This window comes from Marinobacter sp. es.042 (genome assembly GCF_900188315.1).
Classification (GTDB): domain Bacteria; phylum Pseudomonadota; class Gammaproteobacteria; order Pseudomonadales; family Oleiphilaceae; genus Marinobacter.
This window is the reverse complement of the sequence record NZ_LT897781.1, coordinates 707375-725379: the sequence shown is the minus strand read 5'-3', so window position 1 is coordinate 725379 and position 18005 is coordinate 707375. Positions and strand designations below refer to the sequence as shown.

Annotated in this window: 20 protein-coding genes; 2 read left to right on the top strand and 18 right to left on the bottom strand. The window is 59.2% G+C overall.

The annotated features are described in order from the left end of the window. Nucleotides 1-35 precede the first annotated feature (35 nt). The 5 genes from ccmE to ccmA are packed head-to-tail and all read right to left on the bottom strand — an operon-like array spanning nt 36 to nt 2892. Complete coding sequence (gene ccmE, locus CFB02_RS03550) at nt 36-506, bottom strand: cytochrome c maturation protein CcmE (protein ID WP_088556905.1); 471 nt, start codon at nt 504-506, stop codon at nt 36-38. A 14-nt stretch (nt 507-520) separates the two neighbouring features. After that, nucleotides 521-760 carry a heme exporter protein CcmD gene (ccmD, locus tag CFB02_RS03545; RefSeq protein ID WP_088556904.1) on the bottom strand — a complete coding sequence of 80 codons (240 nt, stop codon included), beginning with the start codon at nt 758-760 and terminating at the stop codon, nt 521-523. A gap of 3 nt (nt 761-763) precedes the next feature. After that, nucleotides 764-1507, bottom strand: a complete 744-nt coding sequence (gene ccmC, locus CFB02_RS03540; RefSeq protein WP_088556903.1) for a heme ABC transporter permease CcmC — start codon at nt 1505-1507, stop codon at nt 764-766. Nucleotides 1508-1538: 31 nt separating this feature from the next. After that, complete coding sequence (gene ccmB / locus CFB02_RS03535) at nt 1539-2264, bottom strand: heme exporter protein CcmB (protein WP_088556902.1); 726 nt, start codon at nt 2262-2264, stop codon at nt 1539-1541. Further along, nucleotides 2254-2892, bottom strand: coding sequence for a cytochrome c biogenesis heme-transporting ATPase CcmA (ccmA, locus tag CFB02_RS03530; protein WP_088556901.1), 639 nt, complete (start codon nt 2890-2892; stop codon nt 2254-2256). The genes ccmB and ccmA overlap by 11 nt, the downstream gene beginning before the upstream one ends. Before the next feature lie 156 nt (nt 2893-3048). On the opposite strand from ccmA, the gene CFB02_RS03525 reads away from it, so the two are divergent. Next, nucleotides 3049-4407: a flagellar hook-length control protein FliK gene (locus tag CFB02_RS03525; RefSeq protein ID WP_088559151.1), complete on the top strand. Its 1359-nt coding sequence runs from the start codon at nt 3049-3051 to the stop codon at nt 4405-4407. Beyond that, complete coding sequence (locus tag CFB02_RS03520; RefSeq protein ID WP_088556900.1) at nt 4404-4718, top strand: EscU/YscU/HrcU family type III secretion system export apparatus switch protein; 315 nt, start codon at nt 4404-4406, stop codon at nt 4716-4718. The genes CFB02_RS03525 and CFB02_RS03520 overlap by 4 nt, the downstream gene beginning before the upstream one ends. On the opposite strand, the gene CFB02_RS03515 is transcribed toward CFB02_RS03520, so the two are convergent. From CFB02_RS03515 to CFB02_RS03455, 13 genes are all read right to left on the bottom strand, one after another. Continuing rightward, entirely contained in the window at nt 4704-5807 is a 1104-nt protein-coding gene (locus tag CFB02_RS03515) for an ATP-binding protein (protein ID WP_088556899.1), read from the bottom strand. The genes CFB02_RS03520 and CFB02_RS03515 overlap by 15 nt on opposite strands. Further along, nucleotides 5804-8086 carry an ATPase, T2SS/T4P/T4SS family gene (locus tag CFB02_RS03510; protein ID WP_088556898.1) on the bottom strand — a complete coding sequence of 761 codons (2283 nt, stop codon included), beginning with the start codon at nt 8084-8086 and terminating at the stop codon, nt 5804-5806. Before CFB02_RS03510 ends, CFB02_RS03515 begins: the two co-directional genes overlap by 4 nt. A 26-nt stretch (nt 8087-8112) precedes the next feature. Further along, the gene (locus tag CFB02_RS03505) at nt 8113-8505 is read right to left on the bottom strand and encodes a DUF2802 domain-containing protein (RefSeq protein ID WP_088556897.1); all 393 of its coding nucleotides are present in this window, start codon (nt 8503-8505) and stop codon (nt 8113-8115) included. Between the two features lie 67 nt (nt 8506-8572). Then, complete coding sequence (locus tag CFB02_RS03500) at nt 8573-9061, bottom strand: chemotaxis protein CheW (protein ID WP_008173094.1); 489 nt, start codon at nt 9059-9061, stop codon at nt 8573-8575. 134 nt (nt 9062-9195) lie between these two features. After that, complete coding sequence (locus tag CFB02_RS03495; RefSeq protein WP_088556896.1) at nt 9196-10005, bottom strand: chemotaxis protein CheW; 810 nt, start codon at nt 10003-10005, stop codon at nt 9196-9198. Next, entirely contained in the window at nt 9998-10795 is a 798-nt protein-coding gene (locus tag CFB02_RS03490) for a ParA family protein (RefSeq protein ID WP_062782691.1), read from the bottom strand. Before CFB02_RS03490 ends, CFB02_RS03495 begins: the two co-directional genes overlap by 8 nt. A gap of 194 nt (nt 10796-10989) precedes the next feature. Continuing rightward, on the bottom strand, nt 10990-11772 hold the full coding sequence (gene motD, locus CFB02_RS03485; protein WP_088556895.1) for a flagellar motor protein MotD: 783 nt from the start codon (nt 11770-11772) through the stop codon (nt 10990-10992). 18 nt (nt 11773-11790) lie between these two features. Beyond that, nucleotides 11791-12531: a flagellar motor protein gene (locus CFB02_RS03480; protein ID WP_008173090.1), complete on the bottom strand. Its 741-nt coding sequence runs from the start codon at nt 12529-12531 to the stop codon at nt 11791-11793. Further along, nucleotides 12531-13694: a protein-glutamate methylesterase/protein-glutamine glutaminase gene (gene cheB / locus CFB02_RS03475; protein ID WP_088556894.1), complete on the bottom strand. Its 1164-nt coding sequence runs from the start codon at nt 13692-13694 to the stop codon at nt 12531-12533. The genes CFB02_RS03480 and cheB overlap by 1 nt, the downstream gene beginning before the upstream one ends. Nucleotides 13695-13759: 65 nt before the next feature. Continuing rightward, nucleotides 13760-15892, bottom strand: coding sequence for a chemotaxis protein CheA (locus CFB02_RS03470; protein WP_088556893.1), 2133 nt, complete (start codon nt 15890-15892; stop codon nt 13760-13762). A 16-nt stretch (nt 15893-15908) separates the two neighbouring features. Then, nucleotides 15909-16694, bottom strand: a complete 786-nt coding sequence (locus CFB02_RS03465; protein WP_088559150.1) for a protein phosphatase CheZ — start codon at nt 16692-16694, stop codon at nt 15909-15911. Nucleotides 16695-16714: 20 nt separating this feature from the next. Beyond that, a complete protein-coding gene (gene cheY, locus CFB02_RS03460; protein ID WP_008173086.1) occupies nt 16715-17098 on the bottom strand; it encodes a chemotaxis response regulator CheY in 384 nt (127 codons plus the stop codon). Between the two features lie 162 nt (nt 17099-17260). Then, entirely contained in the window at nt 17261-18004 is a 744-nt protein-coding gene (locus CFB02_RS03455) for an RNA polymerase sigma factor FliA (protein ID WP_088556892.1), read from the bottom strand. Between the last annotated feature and the right edge of the window lies 1 nt (nt 18005).

Genomic DNA, 18005 nt, shown 5'->3' with positions numbered 1-18005 from the left:
GAAGCCCTCCAGAACCAGGCTGTCAGTTCTTGTGTTTAATAGGAAACGGTTTCCGTACTTTCGCCGGCCTTATTTTGACCCTTCGAAGCCTTTTCCAGGGCCGCAGCGACTTCCGGTGGCATGTAGTTCTCATCATGCTTGGCTAGAACCTGATCGGCGACCAGTCGTCCATTACCATCCAACCGGCCCATGGCGACGACCCCCTGCCCTTCGGCAAACAGATCGGGGAGGATTCCGACATATTCGATGGGCACAGACGCGTTGAAATCCGTCACCCGGAACTCGACCTTCAAGCTATCCGGGTCGCGTTTGACCGAGCCCTCCTCGACCATTCCGCCGGCCCGGATTCTGACATCCACAGGCGCTTCACCCGCAGAAATCTGGCTGGGGTCATAGAACAGATTGATGTTCTGGCGCAGCGCATAGGTGCTCAGACCCACCGCGATGCCCAGCCCCACTAGCAGGAACAGGACAATTGTCAGTCGCTTTTTTCGGATTGGATGCATCAGCTATCTGCCTTTCAGTCTTGGGAAACCCTGACGCGGGTGAAGGATGCTGCCGAAGCCGATGCAGCCTGGGGGCCCTGCGGGCCTTCCTGCAACTCATAACCGCGACGGCAGGCCTCAACGGCCGCTTTGCGACGGCGCAGGGACCCGACCATCAGGCCAATCATCAGCAGGAAAAACGCAGCGTAACAGGCCCACACATAGGGTCCGTGGCCTTCCATCACCATAAATGCCGAAAAGGAATCAAACGCCATACTTCAGCCCCTCCCGGCCAACACGTAATCTTTTACCCAGCGCGTTCTCTGTTCGCGTAACAGAATCTCTGTCTGCATACGCAGACAGGCGAGCCAGCCAAACAGCAGATAAAGCCCCAGCACAGACAGGAGCAACGGCACCCACATTTCTGCCGGCATGGACGGCTTCTCCGTCAGTTTGAACGTCGACGGCTGGTGTAGCGTATTCCACCATTCAACGGAGTACTGGATAATCGGTATATTTACCACCCCGACCAGCACAAGCACCGCTACCGCCCGTGCCGCAGATTTTTCATCGTTGATCGCCCTGTCCAGGGCAATTACGCCGCCGTACAGGAACAGCAGGATCAGCATTGACGTCAGACGGGCGTCCCAGACCCACCAGGTTCCCCAGGTGGGCTTGCCCCAGACAGCGCCGGTAAACAGTGAAAGAAAGGTCAGAATCAGCCCCACGGGCGCGACCGCTTTGACGAATAAGTCGGCCAGCTTCATGCGCCAGACCAGGGTAACGACAGCCGCCACCGCCATCATCACGTAGACCGACTGGGCGAGGAAGGCCGTAGGCACGTGAATAAAAATAATCCGGTAGCTATTACCCTGAAGGTAATCTTTCGGCGCAAAAGCCAGCCCCCAGACAATCCCTGCCATCAACAGCAGGATGCCACCTGCCAGGAGCCAGGGCATCAGCCGGGCTGCAATCCCGAAAAACCATTTGGGAGAACCCAGCTTGTGAAAAAATTGCCACATCAGATGGTTACCGTCCTACCGTTACCTTGTTTTACCCGTTAGACAGGCTGATACGCAGCGCCGCTGCTGATGCAAAGGGTGCCAGGGTCAGTGCCAGCACCAGAAACGCCCCCATCAGGGCCAGATAGGCTCCCACGGGAGCGCCCTCTGCGGCCGAGGCCACCGTACCTGTTCCGAAAATCAGGACGGGAATGTACAGCGGAATGATCAACAGAGACAAGAGCACCCCGGCAGACCTTAATCCTAGCGTCAGTGCCGCGCCGATTGATCCGATCAGGCTCAGCACCGGTGTACCGATCAGCAGCGTTAGACACAAAACCCCGATGGAGTTCCCGTCAAGATGAACCATTACTCCCAAAACCGGCGTTAGTACCACCAGCGGCAAGCCTGTTAACACCCAGTGAGCCGCCGTTTTTGCCAATACCAGCAGAAACAGGGGCTGGGGCTGAAGCACCAGTTGCTCGAGCGTGCCGTCGTCAAAATCATGGCGAAACAGATGGTCCAGTGATAACAAAACCGCCAGCAACGCCGCTACCCAGAGGATACCGGCTCCGGCCTCCTGAAGGAATGACACTTCCGGGCTAACCCCGAGGGGAAAAAGGGTTACGACCATGACAAAGAACAGGAGCGGATTGAGCAGATCCTGCCGCTGCCGGAAGGCCACCTTCATATCCCGGGCGAACACAGCCTGCATCGCCGCCAGCGCTCCGACGGCATCCCGCTGCAAACTCAGCGCCGGCCGGCAATCAGCAGTCATTGATCGCACCTCCACCCAGAACAATACGCTTCATACCGGGTAAATTGAGGTCATGGTGGGTCGTCACGACCACCGCACCTCCCTCCCGGGATCGCTGTTGAAGCAGTTCTTCAATCGCACTGACGCCGCCCGAATCAATCGCCGTGAAGACTTCATCCAGCAGCCAGAGCGGCTCATCGGCGATCAACAGACGCGCAAGGGCCACCCGTCTTTGCTGACCTGCAGAGAGATTCCGGCAGGGGACATCCTGAAATCCGGTCAACCCGGTACCGTCAAGCGCCTCGCGCAGAACCGGATCCGGCAGCGGCCGACGACCTGCCGTCAGTGCCCGGAGATTTTCCAGGGGCGTCAGCAACGGTTTGATGCCCGGCCGGTGGCCAAGGTACAGGGTATTGCGGAGGAATTCTTCCCGCTGGGCAGACCTGGGTGTGCCGCACCAGAGCAAATTGCCGGACCAGGCATCATTCAGACCGGCCAGCATCCGTAGAAGAGTGGTCTTGCCGGAGCCGTTCGGACCCTCGACACGGGTGACCGTACCGGGCAGTATGGAGAACGACAGGTCACGGAACAGGATACGTTCATCCCGTTCGCACTGCAGATCGACAGCCTGTAATAACGGCTCAGACATCAGGGCCCCGTAACCAGGACGATGCGTGTGAAGACGGCATCGGGTGCATTCGTGACAGCGGCGGCCATGAACATTGTTCGCTCGTGGCCTGCCGGCGCGCAGTATTATAACGAAAGCGCCGGCGGATTACTCTTGTCCAACATCAAATCAGTGACGATGAAACTACCCAGCGGACAGCAGCCACCGACACCCCCTGCCCAGCCTGCAACGCAGACTTCCCGGCCCGCGGTCACCAGCGAAGCGGCCCGCGAGCCCGTGGCCGCATCAGCCCGGCAGCTGCTCGACCAGATGCAACTGGCCAACAGGGGAACCACCCTGGCCCGGGTCGCGGAGATCATCAACCGCCAGGGTGGCAACACCGCGGATCTGTTGCTGGACATCCGGGGCAAATCCCTTCTTGTGCAGTCCGCTGTCGGCAAGACCGAGCTGGCGACCGGTGACTGGGTAAAAGTAATGCGTGCCGGCAATGAACTGCAGCTGATGGGCAAACTGGCGCCTGCGCCCGAGGCCGGGATCGCCCGGGCCCTGGCCCAACGTCTTCCGTGGCAGCAGACTCTGGACGGCGGCCTGGCCAGGCTACTGGGCACACTGACACAGGGCCTTAGGCAGGAACCGCTACCAGGGCAACTGCCATCATCACGAAGTCCTCAACCGCTTCCGGAAGCCGCCAGGCAGGCCATTGAACAATTGGTGTCGAGACTGCCCACGGGAAACAGCCTGACCCCCGGCTCGGGCGGCCAGGGCGCAACACCTCAGCAGGTCCGCCAATGGCTGTCGGAAAGCGGCCTGTTCGCCGAGTCACGCCTGGCCCAGACACCGTCGGCCCAGCTACCGGATCTCAAGCTGGCGCTGGGCAGGGTGATCACCGCATTGCTTGCCCAACAGGGTAGCACTCCGGAACAGTTCAACCGGCTGACGCCGATTTCAACGCCGGAGCTGATGCAGGCGCCACTGCAATTTCCCCAACCCCTGGCAACACCCCAGCCCTCGGGCAGTGGTGACGCGCCCACCGTTGGGCAAATGCTTCGCCTGCTGGCCGGGATGCTCAACCGGATCACCGTCAATCAATTACACAGTCAGGTACTCACCGCCAGGGGGGGCGGCGAAGCTCCGGGCCCGGCGCCCGCGTCGACCCTGGTGCTTGATCTGCCGTGGCTGACACCACAAAACGAACCGAGACTGGCACAGGTCCGGATCGAACAGTACCCCGAGAACAGCGAGTCAGAAACCAGGTCCACGAAAACCACCACGGCTGAATGGCGGCTGTCACTGACCATGGATCTGGATGAGGCAGGCCCCCTGCACTTTGATGTTTCCCTCCGCCAGCAGGCGGTCAGTGCAAGGGTCTGGGCCGAAAAGCAGTCAACCCTGCGCCAGGTGAACCAGGAGCTTCCCGCCTTGCGGCAGAGCCTGAGCGATCTGGGCCTGGAAGTCACTGACCTGGACTGCCGCCGCGGCACGCCCCAGAGCAGCGTAACCCGACTCGAACACAGACTGGTGGATACCCGGGCATGACCTCAGAGACAGAGCATCACAGCAGAGCCGCCGTTGCGCTCAAGTACGATGGCGAGAAAGCGCCAACCATCAGCGCCACCGGCACCCATGAGCTGGCGGAAGAGATCATCCGCATCGCCCGGGAGCACAATGTTCCCCTTTATGAAAATGCCGAGCTGGCCAGCATTCTGGCGCGCCTGTCACTGAACGAAGAAATTCCCGAGTCGCTGTACCGGGTGATTGCGGAAATCCTGGCATTTGCCTTCCATATTCGCGGGCTAACCCCGGACGATCGCAAACCCGGCGCGTCGGATGATTCAGTGAATCAGTGATCGGAGCGCCCAGGCCTGCTGCCAGTTATCACCACGCCTGGGCGCCACGGTGGTTTCAAAGTAATGACGCAGCCGGCGCCGGTCCTCGGGCTGGTCCTTGAGGGCTGAACCGATGATGTGGTGCATTAGCTGCTCCACCGTGATACTGCCCCCGCCGTAATACCAGGCGTTCAGGCTGGCCGCGTGAGCCACCGAAACCGCTTCCGCCGTCGACAGCGCCGAACCGGCGAGTCGGTCGGTACTGCGTCCATCAAGGGTCTGACCATTGCGCAGCTCGTGGAACATGGTCACCAGTACCTCGATGACCGATTCTTCAAGTGCCACCTCAATCCCGGCCCGACTGTTGGCCCTACCAACCTCCCGGAGAACCACATCCATCTCATCGGCCAGATTGCGGATCGGGCGGATTTCCTCGAAGTCCATGCGCCGCTTCAGGGCGGCGCTCATCCGGTGCACTCCCTCATCGATACTGTTGGACGTGGCGATGACGTTAAAGCCCTCTCGCGCAAGCACCACCCCGTCGTCTCCCGCCAGCTCGGGAATCACCACAACCCTGTCGGACAGAACCGAGAGCAGCGCATCCTGCAGCGCCTGTGGACAGCGGGCGATCTCTTCAAACCGCACCATTCGACCCTCCATCATGCCCCGCAGCAACGGGCTCGGAACCAGCGCTTTCAAACACGGCCCCTCGGTATGCAAGATCGCCTCGTTCCAGCTGTACAGCAGTTGCCCTACGTCGCTCACCGCCCCTCCCTGCAAGGTCAGGGTAGAGCCACCCGAAATGGCGGCAGCCAGCAATTCCGACAACCAGGATTTGGCCGTTCCCGGCTCGCCAACCAGCAGGCACCCGCGACTGGTGCACAGGGAAATGATGATCCGGACCACCATGGCACGCTCCGCCACGAACTTCCGCTCAATGCCGAGTTTCTCATCCCCCATCACGAACTTTTCCACCGCTCGCGGGGACATTTGCCAGCCGGGTGGCACCGGGCCATGGTCCATCTCTCTCAGCTTGTCCAGCTCGGCGGCATAGACCACTTCTGCCGGTTCCCGCTGGGCTGCCTTTGTAACCGATTGCTTGTTGCTCATTCCTGACTCCTGCGGCCGCCGCGAACTTCCGGTGCCATGCGCTCTCTCGGGAGAATACGGGGCAGTTCGGACAGCGGAATTATGCCTTCAATAACATGGTCCAGAGCACTGTCCCGCATGGTCACCAGTCCGGCATCGAGAGCGCGCCAGCGAAGCTCACCGATGGGCGGTTGGCTGGAAATGGCATTCCGGATGTCCGAATCAACTTCCATATACTCGACGATCGCCACTCGCCCCTGGGTGCCGCGGCCGTTGCATTTGTCACAACCGGCGCCCTGAAAACACCGGAAATCCGCGGGCGGGCCGTCGGGAAACACCTCGGACACAATCACCGGGTCCGGCTCTGCAGGCTGGCAACAATGCTTGCAGATGCGCTTGGCCAGCCGCTGGGCGATGACAGCCAGCAGCTCACCGGCAATGGAATTCGGGTGGATACCCAGATCATACAAGCGCTGCAGTGAATCCACCGCGTCGTTGCAGTGCAGCGTGGACAGAACCACGTGGCCGGTCTGGGAGGCCCGTATCGCCTCCAGAGCGGTTTCCTGGTCACGGATCTCGCCCACCAGAATGACATCCGGATCTTCCCGGACAAACGCCCTCATGGCATCGGCGAAACCAAAGCCAATTTCTGATCTGACCCGGGTTTGTTGAATGTTGTCGATGGAGTACTCGATGGGGTCTTCCACCGTGATAACTTTCCGGCGGCCGTCATCGGCAAGGGTCTGCAGCCCCGCATACAGCGTGGTGGACTTGCCTGACCCGGTCGGACCGACCACCAGCACCAGTCCCGCCGGGTTATCCAGCAAGCGCTGATAACGGGCACCGATCATGGATGACATGCCAAGTTCGGCAATGGTCATGGCGCGGCCGGTCTGCGGCAGCAGACGTATAACGGCATGTTCGCCATGGAGCGAAGGCTGGGTCTGTATCCGCAGATCGTAGGCCATATCGCCGAGCTGCAGCCGGGACCGCCCACCCTGGGGCAGCCGGTGCTCGGCGATGTTCAGCTCTGCCCGCAGCTTGATGACGTTAATCACCCCTTTCATCTCCCGGGCCGACAGCTGGTACTGGGGCAGATCATGAAGATCGCCATCCACCCGAAGGCGAATACGAATCCGGTCACCGTACTGTTCTATATGGATGTCGCTGGCTTTTTCACTTACAGCGTCCATCAGAATGGCTTCGTAAACAGACACCAGATAGGGGCTGACGTGCTTGTTTTTCGGATCCTTGCCCAGAAGCTGGACCTTGCTGCCAGTCGGGTCCGCCGCCTGGTTCGGGGTTGGTTCCTGATCCGCCGCAAAGCGGCGCCCTTTGGCAGTCAGATCAAGAGCTGACCAGAGCCGGCGAAAGTCCGTCGGTGTAACCAGAAGACAGTCAACCACCTGGTTAGGACTCAACCGCTCGAGCTGATCAGTGCGCGCATCGGGATCGTCGGTCACAACCGTGATCCTGCCATCTTCCTCGGCGATGGGTATCAGTCGTGAGAGATCCAGAAACGTTCGGGAAAATCGCCGGAACAGCGCCGGATGGAGATCCGGCAGAAGCTCGTCCGCGTCGGTGAAGGTCATGCCCCGCTGACGGGCAAGAGAACGGTAGAGATCAATCTCTTCAAGATTCAGTTTCCGCCGGAGCACCTCCAGCAGCCGGCAATTCTGCTTCGCTGCCTCCGCCTTTGCTTCGGCCAGGACCGCTTCGTCCACGACGCCCTGATCAATGAGGATCTGCTCGACGTTACGGTTGAAGTCGACCCAGCCCAGGGTGCGCACACGCTTGAGCTTGGCACCCTGTTTTTCGAACATGGCCAGGCTCGGGACGGGTCCCGCTCGCCCTTCAAGACACACCAGGTGCCCCCCCTCACGAACCAGGTGCGCCAGTGCAGTCTGGTCCCTGATAAACGAGGTACACAACACGAGATCACAGAGTGGATCAGGCTCCGGCGCCTCTTCCGCACGGGCAACAACGACATCCACATTGTGCATACCCAGACGGACAAACCGCTCTCTGGCAGCCTCGGCGACAATGGCATTCCGCTCCACGCACAGGACCCGATGGGCGAGCCCGGACAGCACAGCGGCAAAATAGCCTGAGCCACCGCCCACATGCATCACAATCTGATCCGGTTCTATTTCCGGGAGCAGGGAAAGAATGTGGCCGACAGTTTCTTCGCGGGGAATGGAGTGGCCGGTTATCGAGGCAACCAGGTCGGAACCGGAAACAAAATCATGGCGGGATACAGATCGAAGGGCCTCAAGGGCCCTCGGATAGACTCTCTTCATTCAACAACGTCCGTAACGGCTTGGTATCAGGCCGCCTGACGTTTTCTGAGTGCTGACACCAGCTCGGCCTCGGGACGGGAAATTCCGCACGTGTTCATAAGATCGTCGATATCGGCGCCGAGATCAACCAGCCGAGAGGCTTCATCGTATGAGATTCGCAGCGGATCGTTCTGACGCATTTCGTCGAGCGTGGTCCTCAGCTCGTGCAACTGACGCTCACAGCTAACCAACCGCTGCCCTACCCCCATGCTGCCACTGGTAGTGGCATGCAGTTCCCGGCCGAGGATATCACAGCGCTCTTTCAGCGTTGCTCTGAGGCTACGTACCTGACGCCCGAGAACGAGGCCCTGAACGAAAACCAGAGACAGGGCGGCAACAGTCAGCGCCCAGGGAAGGTATGAAGGAATTTCTGCAAACATGACGGATGTCTCCCGTTAATTGCCACGGAAGGCATCCATCGTGAGGCCTGTAGCGGGTTGCCCCGGATCACAGTGCCGCGATTTCAGCCCACTCGTGGTCTGACAGCATCTTGTCGAACTCAACCAGAATGATTAGCTCGCCATCCTTATTGCACACGCCCTGGATAAATTTGGCACTTTCCTCGTTACCCACGTTCGGTGCAGTTTCAATTTCGCTGGCTTTCAGGTACACCACCTCGGCGACGGAATCCACCAGAATGCCCATTACCTGGTTGGCAGATTCCATAACCACAATCCGGGTGGCATCGGTTACTTCGGCATCGGCCAGGCCAAAGCGCCGGCGGGTGTCGATAACGGTAACAACGTTACCCCGAAGGTTGATGATGCCGAGCACATAATCCGGGGCCCCCGGAACCGGAGCAATCTCCGTGTATCTCAGCACTTCCTGAATCTGCATGACGTTCAGACCGTAGGTCTCATCATCCAGCCGGAAGGTAACGTACTGCAGTACCTGATCGTCCTGGGCCTGATTGGTTTGTCCGCTCGGGGATGCCATAGCGATGTTTCTCCTCTTGGGCTGCCCGGCGGGCAACCTGATCGTCAAAAAAATATCATCAGTGCCCAATACTATAGTTAAGGGCACAAACCGTGCCAGCACGGCTCGGTTTCATTCAGTAACCATTGTTTGCGTCAGCTCAGATCCAGATGGTGCTCTCTTTCCGCCCTCACCAGCAAGTCTGCCATGGTGCGCACATCAATGAGCGCACACATGTGGTCAATCACCGTGCCGGCCAGCCAGGGCCGCTTGCTGCGGGCTGTGCGCCAACGCACTTCGTCCGGCCGGAGGGTGAAGGACTGGGCAACGTCATCACAGGCCAGCCCCCAGTCGCTGTTATCCAGCCGGATCACGAACCGGTAGTTGGCCCGGGCATCGGGCGGCACCCGCCCTGCCATGATCCATTCGGCGGTATCCACCACCCTCAGATTCTGATCCCGGTCCGGGCGGATTCCCATGTACCAGCGTGGACTTCCCGGGATGGGCCGGATTTCTTCTTCAATGCGGTGAATGGCACCGAGCAGAATCAGGGGAACCGCCAGCTGCAGACCGGCCACCGTGAAAATGAGGCATTCAAAGGGCTGTTCTGACCACTCCGGGCGGGACGGCGGCGCGGCCGGCTCGGGCGCAGGCTGAGCTTCTATCCTTGGCTTCGGCACCGGCGCTTCCGGCGCCTGTCTCACCACTGGTCGGTCTGGTGCCGCAGGCGTTTCCCGCACCCGTTTGGGTGGCTCAGGTCTTGCCGTCGGTTTTTCGACGGTTGGCACAGATGCCGGTTTCGTGCGGGCTTCCACCCGCGGTTCCGGAGGTGCAGGTTTCACCGGTTCTGGCGCTTCGATTTCCTCCCGAAGCGCCGTATCAGTGGCCGTGTGCAGCAGTTCGTCAAGATAACTGGCAATGGCAGTTTCCGGATCCGCCAGCCGTGTCAATTTATCGTCAGCCATGCTGACGCTCCTTCACCCTGCCCACCCGGGCCATGAGATCATCCAGCAGATGGCTGTAGGCGCGGACACCATGGGTTTCGGCATCCAGCGCGGACGGTGTTATTCCGCCCTGGCTGGCATCCCGGAACTTGGTGTCCACCGGAATCGCAAACTGCCAGAGGGACTCGCGGTAGGTCTTCCGCAACAGGTTCAGGCTTTTCACCGATGCCTGTGTCCGCCGGTCATACAAGGTGGGCACAATGGTGTAAGAGAGTTCGTTTTTCTGGGAGCGCATGATCATCTTCAGGGTATGGAGCATGCGCTCCAGGCCCTTGATGGCCAGAAATTCGGTTTGCACGGGAATGATCAGATGCTGGGCTGCCGCAAGGGCGTTAACCATCAGAACCCCCAGAGAGGGGGTATTGTCCAACAGGACATAATCAAAGTCGTCCCAAAGCTGAGTCAGGGCCCGGGAAATGATCAGCCCCATGCCTTCCACGCCGATCATTCGTCGCTCAAGGGTAGCCAGGGCTGCACTCGCCGGCAAAAGGGACAGGCCCTTGCAGCCGGTCTCCGTAATCAGTTGGGCAGGTAGCCCTTCCGGAACCTTGCCCTGGTGCTGGAACAGGTCGAAAACACTGTGCGCGATTGTATCCGGATCGTACCCGAACCAGCTGGTGAGCGAGCCATGCGGGTCCAGATCCACAACGAGAACACGCTTGCCGCGTTCGGCAAGCAAGCCGCCCAGTGCGACCACACTCGTGGTTTTACCGACACCACCTTTTTGATTGGCTACTGCCCAGATTCGCACGCTTTGATTCTCCAGAGAATACATCGGTGTGGCCGGCAATTAACCGTTGCCACAATTCCGTTTATCGGCCATTCCCCGGGCAACTTGAACCAGTCCTCGGAAAATCCGGCAAGCTGTTGCCGGCGCCTTATTGTTAACGGGGAGTAATACAGGAACCATGCCAATGGCTCTATACGCATCTGCCGACGACCGGGTCAGCGCATGGCACCGCGAATACTGGCGTCTCGGGAGATCAGCAATACCACCCGGCGGTTTCTGCGGCGCCCTTCTTCGGTGTCATTCCGGGCAACCGGCTGATACTGGCCATAGCCAACAGCCGCCAGACGTTCCGGCTCGATGCCCTCCATCATCAGCATCCGGACCATGGCCGCCGCCCGGGCGCCTGACAATTCCCAGTTTGACGGAAAACGGGAAGTACTGATCGGCTGATTATCGGTGAAGCCTTCCACTTTGACGGCGTTGTCCCGGTTGTTCAGAACGGTGGCGATTTTCTCGACCACCTCGAACGCATCGTAATGGGGCTCGGCATCGCCGCTGCCAAACAACAGGCTGTTGGGCAGATTCAGCTCCAGCCATTGGTCGCTGGTCTCAAGCGACACCACGCCCTGGTTGATCAGCTCATCAAACTCCATGGAAAGCTGGTCAGCCATGGCTCGCAGCGCTTCAGTCCGCGCCTGCGCGTCCATCTCCGGATTTCGGGGCGCTTCGGTCACGGCCGGCGGGATTACGTTCTCGGCAGGCGCATTCAGCGATCTCTGGGGCTGGTCGCCAATCTCGATTGGCTGGAAGGAGCGCTGGGGTGCATTGAACACACCGGTCAGGGTTTCAGAAAGGACTTTATATTTGCCTTCGTTAACGGACGATACCGAGTACATCACGACAAAAAAGGCGAACAGCAAGGTGATGAAATCCGCGTAGGAAATCAGCCACCGCTCCTTGTTGTGCAGATCATCCTGGGGTGGCCTACGGCGCCGCATAAGTTGGCCTGCGCATGCTTACTGCAGGAAGCCCCGCAGCCGCAATTCGATGGATTTCGGGTTTTCACCCTCGGCGATGGCAATCAGGCCATCGATCATCATGTCCTCATAGCGGGTGCGCTCCCGCACGATACCGCGCATCTTGTTGGCGACCGGGAAGAACAGGAGGTTGGCCAGCGCCACACCGTAGATGGTGGCTACAAAGGCGGTTGCGATCCCACTACCCAGGGACTGGGGATCCTCCAGGTTGGTCATTACCTGGATCAGGCCCATGACAGCCCCGATAATGCCAATGGTTGGCGAGTAACCACCCATGGCCTCGAACACCTTGGCCGACTCCAGATCCCTCTGCTCACGGGATTCCAGGTCAACTTCCATGATGCCCCTGATGGTCTCGGTTTCGGCACCGTCGACCAGCAACTGCAAACCTTTGCGGGCAAAGGGCTCCGGCTCACGCTCGGCAAGACCTTCAAGGCCCAGCAAGCCCTGCTTGCGGGCTTTGACGCTCCAGTCAATGACTTTTCCGATGCCGTCTTCAAGGTTGATAAACGGCGGGAAAAAGACCCAGCGCACCTGAGTGAAAGCCCGCTTCAGCATGGGCCACGAGGTCTGCAGGATAGTCGCTGCCAGAGTGCCACCGATGACGATGATGGCCGCCGGCCCATTAAACAGTGAGCCAACCGCTCCGCCTTCCAGCAGGTTACCGCCAAGAATTGCGGCAAAGGCCAGAATGACCCCGAGCAGGCTCAGGATATCCATCAGCAGACACCTTCAGCGAGGCGTGGCCCGATCTCGTCCAGGGACAATACGTCATCCGTCAGCCCTGCCTTGGCAACGGCCATCGGCATGCCGTAGATCACAGACGATTTTTCATCCTGGGACCATATATCGGAACCGCTCTGCTTCATCATCCGACAGCCTTCTTTGCCGTCCGAGCCCATGCCGGTAAGAATGACGCCCAGCGTCTTGCCCGGAAAGCTGCGGGCAAGAGAACCGAAGGTAACGTCCACGCAGGGTTTGTAATTGAGCCGCTCGTCCCCGGGCAAAATACGGATCCTGGCCTGTCCGCCCCGATTCTCGACCATCATCTGTTTGCCGCCGGGCGCCAGCAAAGCCAGGCCGGGCCGCAACACATCACCATCCTCAGCCTGCCGGACTTCAATCCGGCAGAGCTTGTTAAGGCGTTCGGCGAAGGCCGGCGTAAAACTCGCCGGCATATGCTGCACCAGAACAATCGGAGCCGGGAAGGTCGCGGGCAACACGGTCAGTACCCGCTGCAGGGCAACCGGGCCGCCGGTTGAAGTACCGATGCCAACCAAGGCGTAATGCTTGGCCGGCCCACGGCGGCCATGGCGCCTGGGGGCCTCGGTTTCGCCCGGAGAACCTGCCGGCGCTGCCGGAGCCCGGGTATAAGGACGCTGACGCGGTGCTGGTTCCGGACGCGGGCGCCCTGCAGGCTCCGGCGCCCGGGAGGCGGGAGCTGAAGGTTCCGCGCGGGAAGGCGCAGGAGAACGGTTGCCGGGACGACTGCGGGCTACATCCAGAATCCGCTCAATCAGGATTTTCTGAAGCTGACTGTTGTCCCGGGCAATTTCTTCGAAATTCTTGGGCAGAAAATCAACGGCGCCGGCCTCGAGCGCATCCAGTGTGACCCGGGCGCCCTCATAGGTGAGCGATGAGAACATGAGCACCGGTATCGGATGTTTGCGCATGATTTCGCGCACGGCAGAGATGCCATCCATCACGGGCATCTCATAATCCATGGTAATCACGTCGGGACGCAGTTTCTCGGCCAGCTCAACGCCTTCCCGACCATTGGTCGCAGCACCTACCACTTTGATCTGGCCGGAGCTGGTCAGGATTTCCGTCAGCCGTTTGCGAAAAAACCCTGAATCGTCAACGACCAGGACAGAAACTGTCATCCACTTCTCCTACCCAATCCATCGTTCTTCGGCCTTCTCTGGCAAAAAGCGCCGGAAGGCCCGGCTCAACCGTAATGTTGCAACAGGCTTGGCACATCAATAATCAGTGCAATCCGGCCATCACCGGTAATGGTGGCACCGGCCATGCCTGGCGTACCCTGGAGCGCTCGTCCGAGGGGCTTGATAACCACTTCTTCCTGACCAACCAGCTGGTCGACCACGAACCCGACCTGCTTGGTACCCATGGCCACAATGACAACATGGGCGTTATCGGGCACCTCCTGGCCAGCGCCGGCACGAACCAGCCAGCGCTTGATGTGGAATAGCGGGAACACTTTATCCCGAACCACAATGCATTCGCGCCCATCGACGATGTTGGTCTTGGTCAGGTCCAGATGGAAAATCTCGACCACGTTAACCAGCGGCAACGCAAAGGATTGATCGCCCAGCATGATCATCAGGGTGGGCATGATGGCGAGCGTCAGCGGAACCTTGATGACAATGCGAGAGCCCTTGCCCAGTTCCGATTCGATGCTCAACTGGCCATTGAGCTGGCCAATCTTGGTCTTGACCACATCCATGCCGACGCCACGACCGGACACATCCGAAATCTGCTCCTTGGTGGAAAATCCGGCGGCAAAAATAAGGTTGTAACACTCCGAATTGGTCAGCCGGTCCGCGGCGTCCTGGTCGTAGATACCCTTTTCGACCGCTTTACGGCGCAGGACCTCCGGATCCATGCCCGCACCGTCATCCTCGATAAACAGCAGAATATGGTCTCCCTCCTGCTCGGCAGAGAGGGTAACCGTGCCCTGTCGGGGCTTTCCGGCCTTCTCGCGGACGTCCGGAGCCTCAATCCCGTGGTCCACCGAATTCCGCACCAGGTGAACCAGCGGATCTGACAGTGCTTCAACCAGGTTCTTGTCGAGATCGGTTTCCTCGCCATGCATCACCAGGTTCACCTCTTTCTTGAGGTTTCTGGCGAGATCGCGCACAACGCGGGGGAACCTACCGAACACCTTTTTGATCGGCTGCATTCGGGTCTGCATGACGGCGGACTGAAGATCAGTCGTAACCACATCCAGGTTGGATACCGCCTTGTGCATGTGTTCGTCTTCACTTTCGGCACCCAGACGCTGCAAGCGGTTACGCACCAGCACCAGCTCACCTACCATATTCATGATGTCGTCGAGCCGCTTGGTGTCGACACGAACCGTCGTTTCAGCCACCGGGGCATTGTCGCGAGCAGGCATCGCCGGTGCGGCAGCGCCTTTGGCTTCCGGCTTCTCGGCCGGCTTCGACTTTTCGGGCTTTGACGTGTTTGCTGTCGGCGATGCAGGCTGTTTCGGCGCTGAGGGCTGTTTTGGAGCTGGAGGCTCTTTCGGAGCTGAAGGCTCTCCGCCCGCGGTCGGGCTTCCGCCCTTGCCGTGAAGATCGTCCAGCAATTTCTCGAATTCGTCGTCGGTGATCAGGTCATCGCTGCCACCAGATCCGGCCTTGGCAGCCGGACTGTCTTCTTCGCTGACGGCCTCTTCCTCGCAGGTTGGCGCACCAGCAAACTGACCTTTTCCGTGCAGTTGGTCCAGTAGCGCCTCGAATTCGTCGTCGGTTATTTCGTCGTCTCCAGAACTTTCCTGGTCACCGCCGGCCGACCCGGCGCTTGAAGCCTGGGGAGCGTCCCCCGATTTCTCATCCTGCAATGCGTCCAGAAGCTGTTCGAACTCGTCGTCGGTGATGTCGCCACCGTCTTCTGCCGGTTCGCTCTCTTCCTGCTCCGGTTGAACGGCAGCGGCAGGCTCCCCCTCGCCTTCAGGCTGCGCCAGGGCGTCCAGACGGGCAATCAGTTCGTCCGGCGCCGGTGTCAGCTCCTCATGATTGCGGACTTGCTCAAACATGGCATTGACGTGGTCGAGTGCTTCGAGAACCACGTCCATCAGTTCAGAGTCCACCTTGCGCTTGTGGTTACGCAGGATGTCGAAGACGTTTTCGGCGGAATGGCAGCAGTTCACCAGCGCTTCAAGCTGAAGAAAGCCGGCACCGCCTTTCACGGTATGAAAACCACGGAAGATGGCGTTGAGCAGATCACTGTCGTCAGGATGTCGCTCAAGATCCACCAACTGCTCTGACAGCTTTTCGAGGATCTCGCCGGCTTCTACCAGGAAGTCCTGCAAAATCTCTTCATCAGCATCAAACGCCATGCGTTACCCTCATTATTCAGAAACCGAGACTGGACAACAGGTCGTCTACGTCGTCCTGCCCCGAAACTACATCTTCACGCTCATCGGCCTTGATCTGGGGCCCGACGCCCTTCTCTGCAGACTCTTCTTTTTCTTCAATCTGGTGCACCGTGCCCGTGAGCTGGTCCACATGACTAGCCATCACCACCAGACTGAGCATCTGCTCCTCAACCTCTTTCACAAGGGCGGTGACCTTCTGAATGACCTGACCTGTCAGATCCTGATAGTCCTGAGCCAGCAGGATTTCCGACAGGTTGCTGTACATGGTGTCGGCATCGGTTGCCATGCTGACAAAAAAGCGATCAATCCGGCCGTACAGCTCGCGAAACTCGGCCGGCTGCATTTCCCGGCGACGCAGTCGCTGCCACTCATCACGCAACGCGGCGGCCTCGTCTCTCAGGGCATTGGCCACCGGCATGGTTTCCTCAACCAGGTCCATCGTCCGGTTGGCTGCTTCGCCGGTCATCTGCACCACATACTCGAGGCGATCAGAGGCATCTGTCATTTTCGACAGTGCTTCCTGCTGTTCTGCGTTTCGGGGATCAATCTGGAAGTTCCGGATTGCTTCGTGAAGGCTCCGCGTCAGCCGCCCTACCTCACGGTACAGACTCTGATCCCTGACCTCGCTGAGTTCATTGATCAGGGTCATGGCCTTGGCATAATCACCGGCGTTAACAACTTCAGCCAGTTCGGTTGCCTGACGCTGGAGCTTCTCAGTCACCTCCGGCTCAAGGCCCCGATGGTTCTTTTCGCTATCGCTCATGGGAGCCATCCGACCTCTGGTTACTGGATTCTTTCAAAGATTTTCTCAATCTTTTCCTTGAGCACCGCAGCGGTAAACGGCTTGACCACATAACCGTTTACGCCTGCCTGGGCAGCGGCAACGATCTGGTCGCGCTTGGCCTCAGCAGTTACCATCAATACCGGCAGGGTTTTCAGATTCTCGTCCGCCCGAACGGCCTTGAGAAGGTCGAAGCCTGACATGCCCGGCATGTTCCAGTCGGTCACCAGAAAATCGTATTTGCCGCTTTTGAGCATTGGCAGCGCTGTGTTGCCGTCGTCAGCTTCATCGGTGTTGGTGAAGCCAAGATCACGCAGCAGGTTCTTGATGATCCGTCGCATTGTGGAGAAGTCGTCCACAATGAGGATTTTCATGTTTTTGTCCAATGGGACCTCCAGTTAGTAACACCCGGAATTCGTTTGACCTTTGCGTTCAAAGTCTAGCAGGCCGCTGTTTTAACCGCTTATTGTCGGACCTTTGCTTCGGTTGTAAAGCATCGGTTACCAAAAACTACAGACTACCTCGTTGCCGACACAGACTGAACGCCGTCAGCTGTCCGATTCCTGACGCCAATCCGAGAGCCGTCCCCGAAGGCGCAGGGCTGCCTGGCTGTGAATCTGGCTTACCCTGCTCTCACTGACGCCCAGCACCGCGCCAATCTCCTTGAGGTTCAGTTCTTCCTGGTAGTAAAGGCTCAACACCAGCTTTTCCCGCTCCGGAAGGTCCTCAATCGCCTCAGCGAGGCTCCGCCGGAAGGCATCGGAGGACAATCCCTCAAGGGGATTATCCTGCGTCTCTGTCTGTTCTATCGGCAGCTCTCCGGATTCATTGAGCTCGTCGAGGCTAAAAAGTCGACCGCTGTTGGAATCGGAAAGGTAGGAGTGGTATTCGGGCAGCCCCATCCCCAGCTCTTCGGCCACTTCCTGGTCGTGGGCTTCGCGGCCAAGTCGATCTTCAACGGCTTTGATGGCCTGGGAAATGCGACGGGCGTTTCGATGAACAGAACGTGGCACCCAGTCACCCTTGCGGATTTCGTCCACCATGGCGCCGCGAATACGGATACCGGCGTAAGTCTCGAAGGTAGCACCTTTGGTGGAGCTGTAACGCTGGGCGGCCTCGAGCAGACCGATCATGCCGGCCTGCATCAGGTCTTCAAGCTGGACGGACGCCGGCAGGCGAGCCATGAGGTGAAGGGCAATTTTCTTGACCAGCGGCGCGTGCTGCTCAATGAGCTGAGCCGGCTTCTGCGCACTTGACTGGTTATAGATTCCGAGGTTTTTCGCCAATATCATG

Bases quoted from the DNA above. Each gene is read 5' to 3' on its own strand.
- ccmE (WP_088556905.1), bottom strand. From the start codon at position 506: ATGCATCCAATCCGAAAAAAGCGACTGACAATTGTCCTGTTCCTGCTA.
- ccmD (WP_088556904.1), bottom strand. From the start codon at position 760: ATGGCGTTTGATTCCTTTTCGGCATTTATGGTGATGGAAGGCCACGGA.
- ccmC (WP_088556903.1), bottom strand. From the start codon at position 1,507: ATGTGGCAATTTTTTCACAAGCTGGGTTCTCCCAAATGGTTTTTCGGG.
- ccmB (WP_088556902.1), bottom strand. From the start codon at position 2,264: ATGACTGCTGATTGCCGGCCGGCGCTGAGTTTGCAGCGGGATGCCGTC.
- ccmA (WP_088556901.1), bottom strand. From the start codon at position 2,892: ATGTCTGAGCCGTTATTACAGGCTGTCGATCTGCAGTGCGAACGGGAT.
- CFB02_RS03525 (WP_088559151.1), top strand. From the start codon at position 3,049: ATGAAACTACCCAGCGGACAGCAGCCACCGACACCCCCTGCCCAGCCT.
- CFB02_RS03520 (WP_088556900.1), top strand. From the start codon at position 4,404: ATGACCTCAGAGACAGAGCATCACAGCAGAGCCGCCGTTGCGCTCAAG.
- CFB02_RS03515 (WP_088556899.1), bottom strand. From the start codon at position 5,807: ATGAGCAACAAGCAATCGGTTACAAAGGCAGCCCAGCGGGAACCGGCA.
- CFB02_RS03510 (WP_088556898.1), bottom strand. From the start codon at position 8,086: ATGAAGAGAGTCTATCCGAGGGCCCTTGAGGCCCTTCGATCTGTATCC.
- CFB02_RS03505 (WP_088556897.1), bottom strand. From the start codon at position 8,505: ATGTTTGCAGAAATTCCTTCATACCTTCCCTGGGCGCTGACTGTTGCC.
- CFB02_RS03500 (WP_008173094.1), bottom strand. From the start codon at position 9,061: ATGGCATCCCCGAGCGGACAAACCAATCAGGCCCAGGACGATCAGGTA.
- CFB02_RS03495 (WP_088556896.1), bottom strand. From the start codon at position 10,005: ATGGCTGACGATAAATTGACACGGCTGGCGGATCCGGAAACTGCCATT.
- motD (WP_088556895.1), bottom strand. From the start codon at position 11,772: ATGCGGCGCCGTAGGCCACCCCAGGATGATCTGCACAACAAGGAGCGG.
- CFB02_RS03480 (WP_008173090.1), bottom strand. From the start codon at position 12,531: ATGGATATCCTGAGCCTGCTCGGGGTCATTCTGGCCTTTGCCGCAATT.
- cheB (WP_088556894.1), bottom strand. From the start codon at position 13,694: ATGACAGTTTCTGTCCTGGTCGTTGACGATTCAGGGTTTTTTCGCAAA.
- CFB02_RS03470 (WP_088556893.1), bottom strand. From the start codon at position 15,892: ATGGCGTTTGATGCTGATGAAGAGATTTTGCAGGACTTCCTGGTAGAA.
- CFB02_RS03465 (WP_088559150.1), bottom strand. From the start codon at position 16,694: ATGAGCGATAGCGAAAAGAACCATCGGGGCCTTGAGCCGGAGGTGACT.
- CFB02_RS03455 (WP_088556892.1), bottom strand. From the start codon at position 18,004: ATGATATTGGCGAAAAACCTCGGAATCTATAACCAGTCAAGTGCGCAG.